At 63.2% G+C, this 18,741-nt stretch carries 9 protein-coding genes; 1 reads left to right on the forward strand and 8 read right to left on the reverse strand.

The features are described 5' to 3' along the window. Positions 1-8: 8 nt before the first annotated feature. The 6 genes from rpsJ to ACTODO_RS01605 all read right to left on the reverse strand — a co-directional run bounded on the left by rpsJ (position 9) and on the right by ACTODO_RS01605 (position 8,765). Positions 9-317, reverse strand: coding sequence for a 30S ribosomal protein S10 (rpsJ, locus tag ACTODO_RS01580; RefSeq protein ID WP_003790631.1), 309 nt, complete (start codon positions 315-317; stop codon positions 9-11). Positions 318-925: 608 nt separating this feature from the next. Further along, on the reverse strand, positions 926-2,113 hold the full coding sequence (gene tuf, locus ACTODO_RS01585; RefSeq protein WP_003790633.1) for an elongation factor Tu: 1,188 nt from the start codon (positions 2,111-2,113) through the stop codon (positions 926-928). 146 nt (positions 2,114-2,259) lie between these two features. Then, positions 2,260-4,383, reverse strand: coding sequence for an elongation factor G (gene fusA / locus ACTODO_RS01590; protein WP_003790635.1), 2,124 nt, complete (start codon positions 4,381-4,383; stop codon positions 2,260-2,262). 80 nt (positions 4,384-4,463) lie between these two features. Beyond that, positions 4,464-4,934, reverse strand: a complete 471-nt coding sequence (gene rpsG / locus ACTODO_RS01595) for a 30S ribosomal protein S7 (RefSeq protein WP_003790637.1) — start codon at positions 4,932-4,934, stop codon at positions 4,464-4,466. Continuing rightward, complete coding sequence (rpsL, locus tag ACTODO_RS01600; protein WP_003790639.1) at positions 4,934-5,308, reverse strand: 30S ribosomal protein S12; 375 nt, start codon at positions 5,306-5,308, stop codon at positions 4,934-4,936. The genes rpsG and rpsL overlap by 1 nt, the downstream gene beginning before the upstream one ends. 505 nt (positions 5,309-5,813) lie before the next feature. Continuing rightward, the gene (locus ACTODO_RS01605; protein WP_003790640.1) at positions 5,814-8,765 is read right to left on the reverse strand and encodes a glycoside hydrolase family 3 C-terminal domain-containing protein; all 2,952 of its coding nucleotides are present in this window, start codon (positions 8,763-8,765) and stop codon (positions 5,814-5,816) included. An 807-nt stretch (positions 8,766-9,572) separates the two neighbouring features. Between ACTODO_RS01605 and ACTODO_RS10955 the strand changes: the two genes are divergently transcribed. Beyond that, positions 9,573-10,622, forward strand: a complete 1,050-nt coding sequence (locus tag ACTODO_RS10955) for a hypothetical protein (protein WP_244262492.1) — start codon at positions 9,573-9,575, stop codon at positions 10,620-10,622. Between the two features lie 509 nt (positions 10,623-11,131). Here the strand turns inward: ACTODO_RS10955 and ACTODO_RS01615 are convergent. Together ACTODO_RS01615 and rpoB are read right to left on the reverse strand one after the other, a co-directional pair. After that, the gene (locus ACTODO_RS01615; protein WP_003790645.1) at positions 11,132-15,034 is read right to left on the reverse strand and encodes a DNA-directed RNA polymerase subunit beta'; all 3,903 of its coding nucleotides are present in this window, start codon (positions 15,032-15,034) and stop codon (positions 11,132-11,134) included. A 15-nt stretch (positions 15,035-15,049) separates the two neighbouring features. Beyond that, positions 15,050-18,526: a DNA-directed RNA polymerase subunit beta gene (gene rpoB, locus ACTODO_RS01620; RefSeq protein WP_003790647.1), complete on the reverse strand. Its 3,477-nt coding sequence runs from the start codon at positions 18,524-18,526 to the stop codon at positions 15,050-15,052. Between the last annotated feature and the right edge of the window lie 215 nt (positions 18,527-18,741).

Here is an 18,741-nt window from a genome sequence, read left to right on the forward strand (position 1 = left end):
AGATGTCCTCAGAGCTTGATCTCGATGTTGACGTCCGCAGGCAGGTCGAGGCGCATGAGCGAGTCGACGGCCTTGGGGGTCGGATCGATGATGTCGATGAGCCGCTTGTGCGTGCGCATTTCAAAGTGCTCGCGGCTGTCCTTGTACTTGTGGGGCGACCGAATAACGACGAAAACGTTCTTCTCGGTCGGCAGCGGCACCGGGCCCACGACCGTGGCGCCAGCACGCTGTACGGTGTCCACGATCTTGCGCGCGGAGCTGTCGATGACCTCGTGGTCATACGACTTGAGCCGGATGCGGATCTTCTGTCCCGCCATGCCGTCTTACCTCTTCTCGTACAGATTCGCCGCCGGTCCCCGCGCTCGGGCGTGTCGCAGCCGTTGTGCGCGCGAATGCTCGCGCTGGACCGACGTCTTGTCCAAAGATCTTGGGCATATTGCCCGATCCATACGTGATGGCACGCATGGACCACCCCAGAGACGCTGAGGCAACCGTGCCATTCTGTCAGAGTTCCACCCGCGAGCACAAACCCGAAAGGGGGTTCTCGCATGTGAAACCACCGACAGATTGGCGTGGATAGCGGCCCAAGCTGCGCATAACAGCCCAGACCGTCACCAAGAAACTACCGTACCCCGCACTCGGGCGTGTCGCAACCGGGGATCGGTCACATTCTCATGAAAGAGGCCGGGGCAGCCACGCAAGTACGCCGCCCAATGCGTTTCCACAATCGACCCACACATCACTTAAGCCACCAATGTCACGGAAGACGTAGCGCTGACCATTCACCCATACACAGCGGTACGCATGTTCGGATTAGTCGCTATTGACAACAGAGAGCGAAAGGCCCCGCCTCTGAAAAGAGGCGGGGCCTTCAATGCCGCTGGATCAGCAGCGAATCAGATCTGAGAAAGTCTCAGAGGTTGATTCACTTGATGATCTTGGTGACACGACCGGAACCAACGGTGCGGCCACCCTCACGGATGGCGAAGCCGAGGCCGGGCTCCATAGCGATCGGCTGGATCAGCTGGACAGAGATCTCGGTGGTGTCGCCAGGCATGACCATGTCGGTGCCCTCGGGGAGGGTGATGACGCCGGTCACGTCCGTGGTACGGAAGTAGAACTGCGGACGGTAGTTCGAGAAGAACGGGTTGTGACGGCCGCCCTCTTCCTTCTTGAGGATGTAGACCTGGCCCTCGAAGTCCGTGTGAGGCGTGATGGAGCCGGGGACGGCCACAACCTGGCCACGCTCGACCTCGTCGCGCTTGGTGCCACGGAGCAGCAGACCACAGTTCTCGCCGGCCCAGGCCTCGTCCATCGACTTGTGGAACATCTCGATGCCGGTAACCGTGGTCTTCTGGGGCTCACGGATACCGAGGATCTCGACCTCGGAGTTGATGGGCAGCTTGCCACGCTCAACACGACCGGTGACGACGGTGCCACGACCGGTGATCGTGAAGACGTCCTCGATCGGCATGAGGAAGGGCTTGTCCATGTCGCGCTCGGGGGTGGGGATGTAGGAATCCACAGCCTCCATGAGCTCCTCGACCTTGGCAACCCACTCCGGGTCGCCCTCGAGGGCCTTCAGAGCGGACACCTGGATGATCGGAGCGTCGCGGTCGAAGTCCTGGGACTCGAGCAGGTCGCGGCACTCTTCCTCAACCAGCTCCAGCATCTCCTCGTCGTCGACCATGTCGGCCTTGTTGAGGGCGATGAGGATGGTGGGGACGCCGACCTGACGGGCGAGCAGAACGTGCTCGCGGGTCTGGGCCATGGGGCCGTCGGTGGCGGCGACCACGAGGATCGCGCCGTCCATCTGGGCCGCGCCGGTGATCATGTTCTTGACGTAGTCGGCGTGGCCGGGGGCGTCAACGTGCGCGTAGTGACGCGCCTCCGTCTGGTACTCGACGTGGGAGACGTTGATCGTGATACCACGATCGCGCTCCTCGGGAGCGTTGTCGACCTGATCGAAGGGGGTGAACTCGTTCAGATCGGGGTACTTATCGTGCAGCACCTTGGTGATAGCTGCCGTCAGCGTCGTCTTGCCGTGGTCAACGTGACCAATCGTGCCGATGTTGACGTGCGGCTTGGTGCGCTCAAACTTGGCCTTCGCCACTTGTGTCCTCCTGGACTCGGGTAGATAATCTCAGCCTACGGCTAGGTGCCACTTTAACACCCCTGGGGCTTGAGACCTACTGGGTTTACTTGTGTGTGAGGCGGCTCGCAGGGCAGATGACCTGCCCCGCGAGCCCCCGGTGGGACTCAGTTGCCCCGAGACTTGCCGACGATCTCGTCCGCGACGGCGCGCGGAACCTCGGCGTAGCTGTCGAACTCCATGGAGTAGACAGCGCGGCCCTGCGTCTTGGAGCGCAGGTCGCCGACGTATCCGAACATCTCGGACAGCGGGACCTGAGCCTTGACGACGCGCACGCCGTGCTGCTCGTCCATCGACGAGATCTGGCCACGGCGAGAGTTGAGGTCGCCGATGACATCGCCCATGTACTCCTCGGGAGTACGAACCTCGACGGCCATGATCGGCTCGAGGAGGACGGGGTTAGCCTTCTTAGCAGCTTCCTTCAGCGCCATCGAGCCAGCAACCTTGAACGCCATTTCGGAGGAGTCAACCTCGTGGTAGGCGCCGTCGAGCAGCGTGGCCTTGATGTCGACCATCGGGTAGCCGGCGAGAACGCCGGACTGCATGGCGTCCTTGATGCCCGCGTCGACCGACGGAATGTACTCGCGAGGAACGCGGCCACCGGTGACCTTGTCCTCGAACATGTACTCTTCCTCGGAGTCGGCCGGGAGGGGCTCCAGGGCGATGATGACACGCGCGAACTGACCGGAACCACCGGTCTGCTTCTTGTGCGTGTATTCGTACTTTTCGACCGTCTTGCGGATGGTCTCGCGGTAGGCAACCATCGGGTTACCCACGTTGGCCTCGACCTTGAACTCGCGACGCATACGGTCGACGATGATGTCGAGGTGGAGCTCACCCATACCACCGATGATGGTCTGGCCGGTCTCGGCGTCGAGCTCGACGGTGAACGTCGGGTCCTCTTCCGCCAGCTTCTGGATGGCGACGCCCATCTTCTCCTGGTCGGCCTTCGACTTGGGCTCGACGGCGACCTGGATAACGGGGGCGGGGAATGTCATCGACTCGAGGACGATCGGCTTGTCCATCGCGGACAGGGTGTCACCGGTCGTGGTGTCCTTGAGGCCGATCACCGCGTAGATGTGGCCAGCGTGCGCCACCTCGACGGGGTTCTCCTTGTTCGAGTGCATCTGGAAGATCTTGCCGATGCGCTCCTTCTTGCCCTTGGTCGAGTTGAGGACCTGGGCGCCGGACTCGACCTTACCGGAGTACACGCGGATGAAGGTGAGCTTGCCGTAGAAGGGGTGAGCGGCGATCTTGAACGCCAGAGCGGAGAAGGGCTCGTTCTCGTCGGGCTTACGGGTCTCGGTCTCTTCCTCGGTCTCAGAGCCGGGGAGGAAGCCGCGAACGTCGCCGATGTCGAGCGGGGAGGGCAGGAAGTCCACGACGGCGTCGAGGACGGGCTGCACGCCCATGTTACGCAGAGCGGTACCGCAGTAGACGGGGAACGCGCGCGAGGAGATGGTCAGGAGGCGGATGCCTTCCTTGATCTGCTCGATCGTGAGCTCGCCGTTCTCGAGGTAGGCCTCGGTCAGCTCGTCGGAGCCCTCGGCGGCGGCCTCAACGAGCGCCTCGCGGTACTCTTCAGCCTTTTCCTGGTACTCGGCGGGGATCGGGCCGCGCTCGACGATGGAGCCGTGCGTGTCGTTGCCCTTATCGTCCTTGGCCGGGTAGGTCAGGGCCTCCATGGTCAGCAGGTCGATGTTGCCGACGAAGTCGTTCTCGGCGCCCATCGGGATCTGCATGACGATCGGGGTCGCGTGCAGGCGGTCGCGGATGGTGCCAACCGAGAAGTAGAAGTCGGCGCCCATCTTGTCCATCTTGTTGATGAAGCAGATACGCGGGACGTCGTACTTGTCGGCCTGACGCCACACGGTCTCGGACTGGGGCTCAACGCCCTCCTTGCCGTCGAACACGGCGACGGCGCCGTCGAGGACGCGCAGGGAGCGCTCAACCTCAACGGTGAAGTCAACGTGACCGGGGGTGTCAATGATGTTGATCTGGTTACCGTTCCAGAAAGAGGTAACGGCGGCGGACGTAATCGTGATGCCGCGTTCCTTTTCCTGTTCCATCCAGTCGGTGGTCGAGGCGCCGTCGTGCGTCTCGCCGATCTTGTAGTTGATGCCCGTGTAGAACAGGATTCGTTCGGTCACGGTCGTCTTGCCGGCATCGATGTGAGCCATGATGCCAATGTTGCGGACCTTGTTGAGATCCGTCAGCACCTCTAGTGCCACGAGTGTGGTTCCTTCGTTCGAAGTAATGGGTGTTCTTGCTGCGTGAGACGAGGCCCGGTTGCCCAGGCCTCGTCTTTACATCACCAGCGGTAGTGCGCGAAGGCGCGGTTGGACTCAGCCATCTTGTGCATGTCCTCACGGCGCTTCACAGCGGCACCGAGGCCGTTGGAGGCGTCGAGGATCTCGTTGGCGAGACGCTCGGTCATGGTCTTCTCGCGACGCTGACGCGAGAAGTCAACCAGCCAGCGCAGGGCCAGCGTCGTGGCGCGCGCGGGGCGAACCTCAACGGGGACCTGGTAGGTCGCGCCGCCGACGCGGCGGGAGCGGACCTCGAGGGCCGGACGAATGTTCTCGAGAGCGCGCTTCAGCACGGAGACAGGCTCCTGCTCGGTGCGCTCGCGAACGGTTTCAAGTGCGCCGTAGACGATGCGCTCGGCGACGGTCTTCTTGCCGTCAAGGAGAACGCGGTTGACCAGCTGGGTCACGACCTTGGAGCCGTACACCGGGTCATCGACGAGGGGGCGACGGGGAGCGGGGCCCTTACGAGGCATTACTTCTTCTCCTTCTTCGCGCCGTAACGGGAACGAGCCTGCTGACGGCCGCGGACACCCTGGGTGTCGAGCGAGCCGCGGACGATGCGGTAACGCACGCCCGGCAGGTCTTTCACACGACCACCGCGCACGAGCACGATCGAGTGCTCCTGCAGGTTGTGGCCCTCACCGGGGATGTAGGCGGTGACTTCGATGCCGGACGAAAGGCGCACACGAGCGACCTTTCGCAGAGCCGAGTTCGGCTTCTTCGGCGTGGTGGTGTACACACGGGTGCACACGCCGCGACGCTGGGGGGAGCCCTTCAGCGCGGGGGTCTTCACCTTCGCGCGCTTCGAGACACGTCCCTTGCGGACGAGCTGCTGAATGGTAGGCACTGGGTCTCCAGTTTCTTTCCGTCGGCGGCCTCCCCTCGCTTTAAGGGGCGGCCCTGATTGTCAGTCTTCCGCGACTGTTTTCACCCCCGTGTGGGCACACGTGTCCGCCTGGGGGCCGGCGCGCCATGATAACCACGAGGGTCAGAGAATGACGCCCGGAGCTCCGACGGACGGAGCCCGCTCCCGGTTTCCCGGGCACAGAGGTTCCACAGAAGCGGGAACCACCCTCAAGGATAGTGGGAAACGTCGCCGTTCGTCAAAGGGGGTGCATTGTGGTTCCCCCCTCATCGACGAGGCCGGGGCACGGGAGCGCTCAGATCGGTCCTTCGCGCTCCCCCGTTTGCATGGTGAAGGGCACGAAAGTTGTCGCCTCGGGCATTCCTGCTGTTAGGTCGGTAGCATGCGGAGGGGCCCGCAGGCGCTTGCCTGCGGACCCCTCCCCCACGGGTGAACGGCACTCAATGTCACCCGGAGATCATGCTCCATCCGTCTGTTCCCGGATCGGTCATTCTTCCACCGTCTCGGACCCGGCCTCGTCGATCGACGCGTTGGGTTCAACGGTGATCACGGCCTCGGCCTTGCGAGCGCGGTAGCGGCGGATCGCCACCAGCTCAAGTCCGAGCAGCGACAAGATCAGGATTCCTGCCACGGCCCACGTGATGTACTCCCACGCGTTGCGCGTGACCTCGGGCTGGCCGTTCTCGTACATCCACGAGTTCGCAACCGTGTAGAGGATGTTGTGCGAGGCACCGCGCAGCGCGGTCACGCCCGCGGCATCCTGCACGTTGACCGTGGAGATCGGCATGTCAATCGTCGCGAGCATCAGGTCACCGCCGTTACGGGTGATCTGGTCGGCATTCTGGTATCCGTAGCCCGCGAAGTAGTCCGTGAGGATCATGCCGCGGAAGCCCCACTCGTCGCGCAGGACGTTATTGAGCAGCGCCGAGTTCGCACCCGCGTACTCGGGGCCAATGTAGTTGAACGCGCTCATGATCGCGTGCGCGCCTCCGTCCTTGACGCCGATCTCGAAGGAACGCAGGTAGATTTCGCGCATCGCCTGCTCGTTCGTCCAGGTCGCCAGCATGTGCGTACGGTTCGTTTCCTGGTCGTTGAGGGCGAAGTGCTTGAGGAAGGCGTACACGCCCTTGGCCTGGGCGCCCTTGATCTCCTCGGCGACCTGCTTGCCGGCCAGGACCGGGTCCTCCGAGAAGTACTCGAAGTTACGGCCCGCGTAGGCGTAGCGGTGCGTGTTCGTGGCCGGCGCGTACCAGCCCGAGACCTGCATATCGTGCGCCATCGTACCGATCGCGTCACCGAAGGAACGCGCGAGCTCCTTGTTGAAGGTGGCCGCAACGGACACCGCGGAGGGCAGGCCGATCGAGCCGACGCCCGTGAAGTTGTTGTTCAGCGAGGCGGGGCCGTCCACGTCGGAGACGCGCAGCTTGCCGATCGAGGAGATCGCCGGGGAGCCGTAGCCACCCTTGGAGATGAGGGTGTTCATTTCCTTGACGGTGAGCTGGTCGAGGAGCTGATCCCACTTCGGGTCGTCGTAATCGAGGCCCGCAAGGTCACCCAGGACGAGGCCGTTCTTCGCACCCGTGGTGGGCATCGTGGCGCTGCTGTCAGCGTCGGCGGCTGCTGCGTCGTAGTTCGACGTCGCGAGGAACTTCGCCTTGTTGGCCTCGCTCATCTCGAAGTTCGTGGGAGCCGCGGTTGCCTCCGCGAGGTTGGCGAAGCGGCCCGCACGCGACAGGTAGGTGACATCACCCTTCGCGTCGTCGAACTGGTTGGTGGCCACGACCTTGTCACCGTCGTGTGTGTTGTCGGCGGCGTTGAAGGTCTGCGTCGCATCGACCGTGTATGCCTTCTCATCGATGACGTCGTGCGAGTTGGTGCGCGCGGAGATCTTGTAGTCGCCAGCCTCAAGCACGTAGGCCTTCGTATTGACCGAGTCGTAGGAGGCGAGCGAATCGCGGTTCCAGGTGACCGTCAGCGTCTGGGACTCACCGGGCTCCAGCAGCTTCGTCTTCTCGTACGACAGCAGGTTCGCGGAAGCCTTTTCGATGCCACCGTCCGTGTAGGGCGGGTTGTCGTAGATCTGGACGATGTCCTTACCGGCGACCTGGCCGGTGTTCGTGACGGTCACGTCCGCGGACATGGTTCCCGTGGCCTCGTCGACCGAGATGTCGCTCATCGACTGGGAGAACGTCGTGTAGGACAGGCCGTAGCCGAAGGGGTAGACGACCTCGTTACCGTAGTCGATGACGCCCTCAGCGGCGGCCGTCTCGTACCAGCGGTAGCCGACGTAGATCGAGTCGTTGTAGTTGACGAAGGACGGCTGTGTCTGGGTGCCCTTGTTGAAGGGGTCGTCCTGGGCGAACTCCGTCATGTTCGTGTACTGGAAGTCGCCGAAGTTGTTGGCCGCGGGGCCCGCCTTGATGACACGCGGGAACGTGTCGGGGGTCTTCGCCGAGGGGTTGACCTCGCCGTCCAGGATGCGGCCCAGCGCGTTGAATCCAACCTGGCCGCCGGGGATTGCCCACACGATCGCGTCGATCTCCGGGTCGTCCTGAAGGTCGCCGAGCTGGAAGACGTTGGCAGCGTTGATGACGACGATCGTCTTCGTCGACGTCTTCTTCGCCAGCTCGATCATGTCCTTCTCGGGACGCGTCAGCTCGAGGTAGCCCTGGCCATCTTCGAAGTCCGTGTAGTCCTCGGAGTTGTTCGTGTAGCTGAAGTACGGGTTGTCAGCCATCTCCTGGTTGACGTCGCGGGGCAGGTCGAAACCCTCTCCGCCCGAGCGGGCGATCGTCACGACCGCGGTGTCACCGAAGGCGGTGGCGTTGGAGAGCAGGTCGTCAGAGTACTTATCCTGCGTGGGCTCAGGCAGCGACCAGTCGGCCTTGAACATACCTACCTCGGGGCGCTCAGCACGGTAGGAGGTGTACAGGTTCGTCAGCTCATCGTTCGTGGTGAAGCCAGCGTTGTGCAGGCCGTCGAGCAGCGTTGTCGTCGGGTTGTCCTTCGACAGCGAGCCGGAGCCGGTGCCGCCGTAGATCGGGTTCGTCGAGCCCCAACCCCACACGTTGATCGCGGAGCCCTTAGCGAGAGGCAGGGCGCCTCCCTGGTTCTTCAGGAGGACCATGCCCTCGTCAGAAATGTCGTTGCCCAGGTCCTCAACCTGGGCCTTCGACGCGTCCGTGAGGGCGCCGGTGCCAGCCGCCAGGTCGAGCACCGTCTTGAAACCGCCGTACATCATCGACACGACAGCAACGACAACGGCGATGAGCGCCGCGACCCAGGCCGTCGAGCGCGTGAGCTTACGGGCAGGCTTGCCCATCTTGAAAACAGCAAGGGAGACGATGATGGCGAGCGCCAGCGCCACGCCGATGACGATCAAGGGGACCTTGATCGACTCAACCATCTTCCACACATCAGACCAGTTGATGGAAAGCATTGTTGATGTCCTCTTTCAGTTCCGAAACCCTGCATCCCAGAGCCAGATCAGCTCCCTTTCCATCCCCGTTTGTGTCTCCATAGACGTGGGTCACCGCAGACCAGAGGGCGGATGGGAACCGCCACCGCCTATTCAACCGTACGGTCGGCACCTAGAGGTGGGACCTCGTGTGTTCTGTCGGATTGCGCGCACAATCTGTCGCGAGGTGGGTCTGGCCAACGGAGTGGCACTGTCCGCATTCATTCTTCGGTGACCTGGACGCGCACCGGCAGATGCCACAGTTGCTGCGAGCACATCACGTCAGGCAAAACACCGCTCGGATTGAGGCATGCTCGGTCCATGAGCTAACAACACCCACGACCGGGTCCACCACATTGCTCCAGCACTGTTGAAGACCAACGTCTCATGCGCAGAGGCGAGTGTTCGCACTTGAAGAACCCCAGCCTCGTCAATGGCCCAACACACAGCAAGCACTCGCGCCGTACCCAGGCATCACTTCGACTCGCACGCAAACCCGATAACCTGCACGGCAACCCCTTCATACGCACGCAAACCCGATAACCTGCACGTGGGCAGGGTCGCCCACGCGCATACCTAGGGGTTAACGTGCGAATTTAGAGGCCCACGCGCATATCCAGGGGTTAACGTGCGGTTCTCAGGGTGTCAATTGCGAACATAGAATCTTCAACGGTCACCGAGTCATTCAGTGAAACCGTCTGTACACAGGCAACGTGGCACCGCAACGGTTATCCACAGGCAACCACAATCTGCTTGCACTCTACTTCTGCTGAGATATACACCGGGCACATGATCACTATCGAGACCTTCAGAACTCACCGGCACAGTCGTCCCAGCATCGTCGATAACCCGGACATCCTGGTGATTCGTCGTGGCTACCGCGTACGTCTGCACGGTGATCGCAATGCTCAACCGTGGGAAATCTGGCGGAGCATCAACATCGCTCGGCTCTACGCGCTCGATTACCAGTGCACACAGCGTGTGGTTTTCACGGGACATAGCGCTCTATTGCTTCACGGAATCCCAACATGGTCAACGAATTCTTGCGTCGAGGCATGGCCGAGCAAGACGGTTCTCCATCTTCGCCCGTTCCCCGCAGTACACCACCAACAAACGGTTGTCCCGGGCACTGCGGTCATCAGTCGGAGCATGCCACCGCGTAGCATCATCCAGATTGGCGGCCTCGAAGCAGAATCTCCCATTGATGCCAGTGTTCGTCTCGCCCTCAACGAGCAACCCCGTGACGCATTCATTGCTGCATGCATGGTGATGCGCTCCCTCGCACATTTCGACAGATTTAATCTCAAAGACTCGCGACAAAGGTGTGAGGAGACTCGGAGAACGATACTCGATGAACTCTTGCGTTTCTCCGGCCACCACGGTTACCTGCGTGCTCAGGCAGTCGTCGAAGCAGCAGATGGAGGTTGCGAGAATGTTTTCGAGGCCACGGTACTGTGGATCGTCAAAAGCCTGTACTCGGGTCGCGTACTCACACAGTTCCCGATCACCATCGAAGACCACACCTATTTCGGGGATATTGTTCTTCCGGATCTGAAGGTCATCATCGAACCTGACGGCCGCACGAAGTTCGGCGACAACGAGCAGGAAGTACGCGACAGCACCGGCAAGTGGCTCGCTCGTCAACACGATCTGACGAACGCTGGATGGAGGGTCGTGCGTGTCCGCTGGCAGGATACGGAGAATCTTGTCGCCTTCCGAACAGGAATCGCGGCACAGCTGAAGATCGAGCACCTGCCGATGACGCAGCAGTCACTTCGCCTGTGGGCAGAGCCTCGACAACCGCATGGACCCCGCAGCAAACAAAGAACTCACAGGTAGTAGCCGTTCCGTACTGATATGTGTCTGTCGGTAGACGCCCAACATCGATGCCACGGGACGATTCACCCTGTCGCGCGTAGCACGAGCATTCCTGTGCAGGCAGCAACTCATCCACTTCCAGAATGGCATTGTGGCTTGGTTCGTTTCATGACGAGTAGGTTCCTAACGCACGCAAACCCGATAACCTGCACGGCAACCCCTTCATACGCACGCAAACCCGATAACCTGCACATGGGCAGGGTCGCCCACGCGCATACCTAGGGGTTAACGTGCGAATTAAGAGGCCCACGCGCATATCTAGGGGTTAACGTGCGCATCAGTGGGTCAACGCGCGCCACGACGAGTCCGGGGATCCCCTGTTGGAACAACTGAAAGCAAGCCTTCGCGTCCCCAGGCACCAGCCACACTCCCCCACCTCACGCGCCAACCGCTCCCGGGCACGCAAAAAGGCCCCGGCCTCGTCACGTTCTCACGGACGAGGCCGGGGCCCCAAGCGGTCACGAACCGGATTACTCGCGGAAGTTCATGCCAAAGTCGATGGCGCCCAGCGCGTCGAGGAAGTCCTCGGACACAGAGCCGTCACCGAAGTCGGCTTCGGAGTAGTTCGAGTTCGCCATGGCTTCAGCCGTCGGCTCGACGATAACGTCGTTGTAGCGCGATAGGCCGGTGCCAGCCGGGATGAGCTTACCGAGGATAACGTTCTCCTTGAGGCCCACCAGGGAGTCCGACTTGCCGTTCATGGCGGCCTCGGTCAGGACCTTGGTGGTCTCCTGGAAGGACGCGGCCGACAGCCACGAATCCGTGGCCAGCGACGCCTTCGTGATACCCATCAGCATCTGGCGACCGGAGGCGGGCTGGCCGCCCTCGGCTGCGACGCGACGGTTCTGCGTCAGGTACGCCATGCGGTCGACGAGCTCGCCGGGCATGAACGTCGTGTCGCCGGGCTCCAGGATGGTGACGCGGCGCAGCATCTGACGGACGATGACCTCGATGTGCTTGGCGTGAATGCCCACGCCCTGGTCGCGGTACACCTTCTGGACTTCGTCCACGAGCATCTTCTGGGACACGTTACGGCCCATGATGCGCAGGATTTCCTTGGGATCCAGCTGGCCTTCGGTCAGCGGGGTGCCAGCCTCGATGTGCTGGCCCTCGGAGACGAGGAGCTTCTGGCGACGCGAGACCTCGATGACCAGGTCTTCCTTGCCGTCGTCACGGGTGATGACGACCTTACGCGCGCTCGGGTCTTCGTCGTCGATGTGGACGCGGCCGGCGGCCTCGTTCATCTTCGCCTCGACCTTCGGGCTGCGGGCCTCGAAGAGTTCCTGGACACGGGGCAGACCCTGCGTAATATCCGCAGCGGAGGCGGCGCCACCGGTGTGGAACGTACGCATCGTCAGCTGCGTGCCGGGCTCGCCAATCGACTGAGCGGCGATAATGCCGACGGCCTCGCCGATGTCGACCTGCTTGCCGGTGGCCAGCGAGCGACCGTAGCAGGCCGCACAGGTGCCGACCTGCGACTCACAGGTGAGGACGGAACGGCAGACGATCTGCTCGACGCCGGCTGCGACGAGCTCGGCGAGCTGGTCGTCACCCAGGTCGGTACCCGCGGGCATGACGACCTCTCCGGCCTCGTTCACCGCGTCACGGGCGAGGTTACGGGCGTAGGCGGTCGTCTCGATGGTCTCGGACGCCTCCCACTCACCGAACTCGTTCTTGTGAGCGATGTCGATCTTCAGGCCGGCGCGGGTGCCACAGTCGCCCTCGCGGACGATAACGTCCTGCGAGACGTCGACCAGACGACGGGTCAGGTAGCCCGACTCGGCGGTACGCAGAGCCGTATCGACCAGGCCCTTTCGGGCGCCGTGCGTGGCGATGAAGTACTCGAGAACCGTCAGGCCTTCGCGGTAGTTCGCCTTAATGGGCTGCTCGATCAGCTTCTGCTTCGGGTCGGACACGAGGCCACGCATACCGGCGATCTGCTGAACCTGAGACCAGTTACCACGGGCGCCGGAGTTCACCATGCGGTACACGGTGTTGCGCTCGTCGAAGTTCGCGCGCATGTCGTCGGCGACCTCTTCGGTGCACTGCAGCCACAGCTTCACGAGCTCCTCGTAACGGGTCTCCTCGAGGATGATACCCGTCTCGAACTGCTCAACGATCTCGGCGGCCTTGGCCTCGTAGCGGGCCAGGATCTCGCGCTTACGCGGCGAGGCCTGAATGTCGGAGAACGCAATCGTGATGCCCGACCAGGTCGACCAGTGGAAGCCGGCCGATTTCAGCGCGTCGAGGCAGTCCGCCACGAGCACGTTCGGGTAACGCTGGGTCAGCGTGTTCACGATGTTACCGAGCTGCTTCTTGCCGACGACCTCGTTGATGAACGGGTAGTCGGTGGGCAGCTGCTCGTTGAAGATCGCGCGGCCGAGGCTGGTCTCGAGGATCAGCTCGTCGCCGGGCTCCCAGCCCTCGGGGGCTTCCCAGCCCTCGGGCGGCACGGTGCCGTCGGCGAAGCGGATGCGCGCGGTCGCGTTCAGGTGCAGGTTGCCGGCGTCGTACGCCATCTGGGCTTCCGCCTGGCTGGAGAAGTACGGAATCACGGGGTTTCCGTCTTCGTCCTTCTCGACGGGCACCGACGGGTCGGGCGTCGAGGTCAGGTGGAACAGACCGATGATCATGTCCTGCGACGGCATGGCCACGGGGCGACCGTCGGAGGGCTTGAGGATGTTGTTCGTCGACAGCATGAGGATGCGGGCCTCGGCCTGCGCCTCAGCGCCCAGCGGCAGGTGGACAGCCATCTGGTCGCCGTCAAAGTCGGCGTTGAAGGCGCCACAGGCGAGGGGGTGCAGCTGGATAGCCTTACCCTCAATCAGCTGGGGCTCGAACGCCTGGATGCCGAGGCGGTGCAGCGTAGGTGCACGGTTCAGCAGCACGGGGTGCTCGCGGATGACGTCGTCGAGGACGTCCCACACCTCGGGGCGCTGACGCTCAACCTTGCGCTTGGCGGCCTTGACGTTCTGCGCGTAGTTCTTCTCAACCAGGCGCTTCATGACGAAGGGCTTGAACAGCTCCAGGGCCATCTGCTTGGGCAGACCACACTGGTGCAGCTGCAGCTGCGGGCCGACGACGATAACAGAACGACCCGAGTAGTCGACGCGCTTACCGAGCAGGTTCTGACGGAAACGCCCCTGCTTACCCTTGAGCATGTCCGAGATCGACTTCAGCGGACGGTTGCCCGGGCCCGCGACGGGGCGACCACGGCGGCCGTTGTCGAAGAGAGCGTCAACGGACTCCTGAAGCATGCGCTTCTCGTTGTTGACGATGATCTCGGGGGCGCCCAGCTCGAGCAGACGCTTGAGTCGGGTGTTGCGGTTGATGACACGACGGTACAGGTCGTTGAGGTCGGAGGTCGCGAAACGGCCGCCGTCCAGCTGAACCATCGGGCGCAGGTCCGGCGGGATCACGGGGATCTTGGTGAGGACCATCGAAGCCGGCGAGTTGCCGGTCGCGACGAAGGCGTTGATGACCTTCAGGCGCTTGATGGCACGGGCCTTGCGCGGGCCGGAGTCAGAGCCGATGGTCTGACGCAGCGCGGCGACCTCGGCCTCCAGGTCGAAGGTCTCCAGGCGCTTCTGGATAGCGGCAGCGCCCATGTCACCCTTGAAGTAGGTGCCGTAACGGGCCACCATCGCACGGTAGAGGCGCTCGTCGCCCTCAAGGTCGCCAACCTTAAGGTCCTTGAAGCGCTCCCACACGGCCTCGAGGCCTTCGATGTCGCCGTCGAAGCGGCGGCGAATCTTGGCCATCTCGCGTTCGCCCTGCTTGCGGGCGCGCTCGCGCTCGGCCTGCGAGGCGCCGTCCTTTTCCAGGGCGGCCATGTCGGACTCAAGCTGCTCCGCGAAGTCGTTGATCGTCGCGTCGCGGTTGTTCTCCATCTGCTTCTTCTGCACCTCAAGTTCGGCGCGCAGTTCAGCCAGATCCTCGTGGCGACCCTTTTCGTCGACCTCGGTGATCATGTAGGCAGCGAAGTAGATGACCTTCTCGAGGTCCTTGGGCGCGAGGTTGAGCACGTAGCCCAGGCGCGAGGGAACACCCTTGAAGTACCAGATGTGCGTAACGGGGGCGGCCAGGTCGATGTGACCCATGCGCTCACGACGAACGCGGGAGCGAGTGACCTCGACACCGCACTTCTCGCAGACGATGCCCTTGTAGCGCACGCGCTTGTACTTGCCACACGCGCACTCCCAGTCGCGGGTGGGGCCGAAGATCTGCTCACCGAACAGGCCGTCGCGCTCGGGCTTGAGCGTACGGTAGTTGATGGTCTCCGGCTTCTTAACCTCACCGTGGCTCCACTCGGCGATGTCGTCGCCGGTGGCCAGGGTGATCTTCAGGCTGTCGAACGTTTTGGCGTCCAGCAAAGTTATCTCTCCCTATCAGATCGCATCGATGGTCGCCGCAGCGTTCGGACGGGCTTCAAGGGTGATGCCCAGATCCTCACGCGCATTGAAGTCTTCGTCCTGCTCACGCAGGTCAATGACGTTGCCAGCCGCGTCGAGAGCTTCGACGTTCAGGCACAGCGAGCGCATTTCCTGGATGAGGACTCGGAAGGACTCGGGGATGCCGGGCTCGGGGATGTCCTCGCCCTTAACGATGGCCTCGTACACCTTGACGCGGCCGGTGGTGTCGTCCGACTTGATGGTCAGCAGCTCCTGGAGGGCGTAGGCGGCGCCGTAAGCTTCCAGGGCCCACACCTCCATCTCGCCGAAGCGCTGGCCGCCGAACTGGGCCTTACCGCCCAGCGGCTGCTGCGTGATCATCGAGTACGGGCCCGTGGAGCGGGCGTGGATCTTGTCATCGACCAGGTGGTGGAGCTTGAGCATGTAGGTGTAGCCCACCGAGATCGGGTACGGGAACGGCTCGCCGGAGCGGCCGTCGAACAGACGCGCCTTGCCCTCGTAGTTGGTGAGGACGTCGCCGTCGCGGTTCGGGTTCACGTTGCGCAGCAGGCCCGCGAGCTCGTCGGCCTCAAGGCCGTCGAACACGGGGGTAGCAACGGGCGTGCCGGGCTCGGTCTTGATGCCGTCGGCGGGCAGGTGCGCCGCCCACTCTTCGCCGGCCTCAACAGCGGCCGAGGCATCCCAGCCCTGGTGGGCGAGCCACCCGAGGTGGTACTCGAGCACCTGGCCGACGTTCATTCGGCCGGGGACACCCAGCGGGTTGAGGATGATGTCGACGGGCGTGCCGTCGGCGAGGAAGGGCATGTCCTCGACCGGGAGGATCTTGGACACGACGCCCTTGTTACCGTGGCGGCCGGCCATCTTGTCGCCGATCGTGATCTTGCGTCGCTGGGCGACGTAGACGCGCACGGTCTGGCGGACGCCTGGGTTGAGGTCGTCCTCGTCGTCGTTGAATTCGCGGACGCCGATGACGATGCCCTCTTCGCCGTGGGGGACGCGCAGGGAGGTGTCGCGCACCTCGCGGGCCTTCTCACCGAAGATGGCGCGCAGCAGGCGCTCTTCGGAGGTCAGCTCGGTCTCACCCTTCGGGGTGACCTTACCGACGAGGATGTCGCCGGCGGTGACCTCGGCACCGATGCGGATGATGCCGCGCTCGTCCAGGTCAGCGAGGGATTCCTCGGAGACGTTGGGGATGTCGCGGGTGATCTCTTCCTCACCGAGCTTGGTCTCGCGGGCGTCGACCTCGTACTCCTCGATGTGGATCGAGGTGAGGATGTCCTCTTCCACGACGCGACGGCTCAGGATAATGGCGTCCTCGTAGTTGAGGCCTTCCCACGACATGTAGGCGACGAGGAGGTTCTTGCCGAGCGCGACCTCACCGTTGGAGGTGGCGGGGCCGTCAGCCAGGACGTCGCCGGCCTCGACGCGGTCGCCCTCGTCCACGATAACGCGCTGGTTGGTGCAGTTTCCGGGGTTGGAGCGCTCGAACTTCTCGAGGCGGTAGGAGTCGCGGCCGCCCTCGTCCGTGGAGACGACGATCAGGTCAGCGGAGACCTCGGAGACGACGCCGGAGTGCGCGGCAAGGATCATTTCGCCGGAGTCGTGCGCGGCGCGCATCTCCATGCCGGTGCCAACCAGCGGGGCTTCCGTGGTGAGCAGCGGCACGGCCTGACGCTGCATGTTCGCGCCCATGAGGGCTCGGTTAGCGTCGTCGTGCTCGAGGAAGGGGATGAACGCCGCGGCGACGGAGACCATCTGACGTGCGGAGACGTCCATGTAGTCCACGCGATCGCGGGCGATCAGGGTCGGGTCGTCGCCTGCAACACGGCACAGGACGTCGTGCTCGGCGAAGGAACCGTCGGCCTCGAGGGGCGAGGAGGCCTGGGCGATGTAGTGGCCCTTCTCGTCGTCCGCGGTGAGGTAGCGGATTTCGTCGGTGACCTTACCGTCCTTGACGACGCGGTAGGGCGTCTCAATGAAGCCGAAGGGGTTGATGCGCGCGAAGGTCGCGAGCGAGCCGATGAGGCCGATGTTCGGGCCTTCAGGGGACTCGATCGGGCACATACGGCCGTAGTGCGAGGGGTGGACGTCTCGAACTTCCATGCCCGCGCGGTCACGCGACAGACCGCCGGGGCCCAGGGCCGACAGACGACGCTTGTGGGTCAGACCGGCGAGGGGGTTGTTCTGGTCCATGAACTGCGAGAGCTGGGAGGTTCCGAAGAACTCCTTGATCGCGGCGACGACGGGGCGGATGTTGATCAGCGTCTGGGGCGTGATCGAGTCCGTCTCCTGGGTGGTCATGCGCTCGCGCACGGTACGCTCCATGCGGGCGAGGCCGGTGCGGACCTGACCCTGGATGAGCTCGCCGACGGCGCGGATGCGACGGTTGGCGAAGTTGTCGATGTCGTCGACCTCAACGCGGACCTCAACGGGCTCGCCATTGCGGGTGCCGGCGAAGGTCTTGTCGCCCTGGTGCAGGGCGAGGAGGTACTTGACGGTCGCGACGATGTCCTCGAGGGACAGGGTCGAGGCCTTGGGGTCGGCTTCGATGGCCAGCTTCTTGTTGATCTTGTAGCGGCCGACCTTGGCGAGGTCGTAGCGACGAGAGTCGAAGTAGAAGTTGTTGAGCAGGGTCTGGGCGGCGTCGACGTTCGCGGGCTCGCCGGGGCGCAGCTTGCGGTAGATGTCGAGCAGGGCTTCTTCCTGCGTGGCGACTGTGTCCTTCTCGAGGGTTTCGAGCAGGACGGGGTAGGCGGCGAAGGTTTCACGAATCTCGGATTCGGTCATGCCGACGGCCTTGAGGAAGTGGGTCACCGACTGCTTACGCTTGCGGTCGATGCGCACGCCGACGGCGTCGCGCTTGTCGATCTCGAACTCGAGCCAAGCGCCGCGCGAGGGGATGACCTTCGCGCCGAAGGTTTCCTTGTCCGACGAGCGGTCCGAGAGTTTCTCGAAGTACACGCCGGGGGAACGCACGAGCTGGGAGACGACGACACGCTCGGTGCCGTTGATGATGAAGGTACCGCGCGGGGTCATGAGCGGGAAGTCGCCCATGAACACGGTCTGGGACTTGATTTCGCCGGTTTCGTAGTTCATGAACTCGGCGGTCACGTACATCGGTGCGGAGTACGTGTAGTCCTTCGCCTTGGCTTCCTCCATGGAGTACTTGGGGGATTCGAGGCGGTGGTCGTGGAACGACAGGCTCATGGTGCCTGCGACGTCCTCAATGGGGGAAATCTCGTGGAAGATTTCTTCGAGGCCGGAGACGTCGGGGACGTCGCCGTGGCCAGATGCCTGAGCGGCTTCGACGCGGGCCTTCCACGCGTCGTTACCCAGCAGCCAGTCGAAGCTTTCAACCTGCAGGCCCAGCAGATTGGGGGCCTGGAGGGGTTCACGAAGCTTGGCGAACGAGATGCGGTGCTTGGGCTGTTTGGCGGTGCTGTTGGCAGCCAAAGGGGATCCTTCCCTGCATTAACGGTGCGCACGCTGCCTTATCACCCATTATCTGACGCGTCCTGGTCCGTCAAGCGCCTGTTACGACGGCTGGATACGGGTCACCTCGGGCATGATAAGGCGCAACTACTCAGCCTACCGTGAGTCGCATCGCGAGTCAAGGCTGCGTGTGATATGTGCACGGTTTCACGGGCGAGGCCGCGGCCAGTTTGCTC

The organism is Schaalia dentiphila ATCC 17982 (genome assembly GCF_000154225.1).
Taxonomy (GTDB): Bacteria; Actinomycetota; Actinomycetes; order Actinomycetales; family Actinomycetaceae; genus Pauljensenia; species Pauljensenia dentiphila.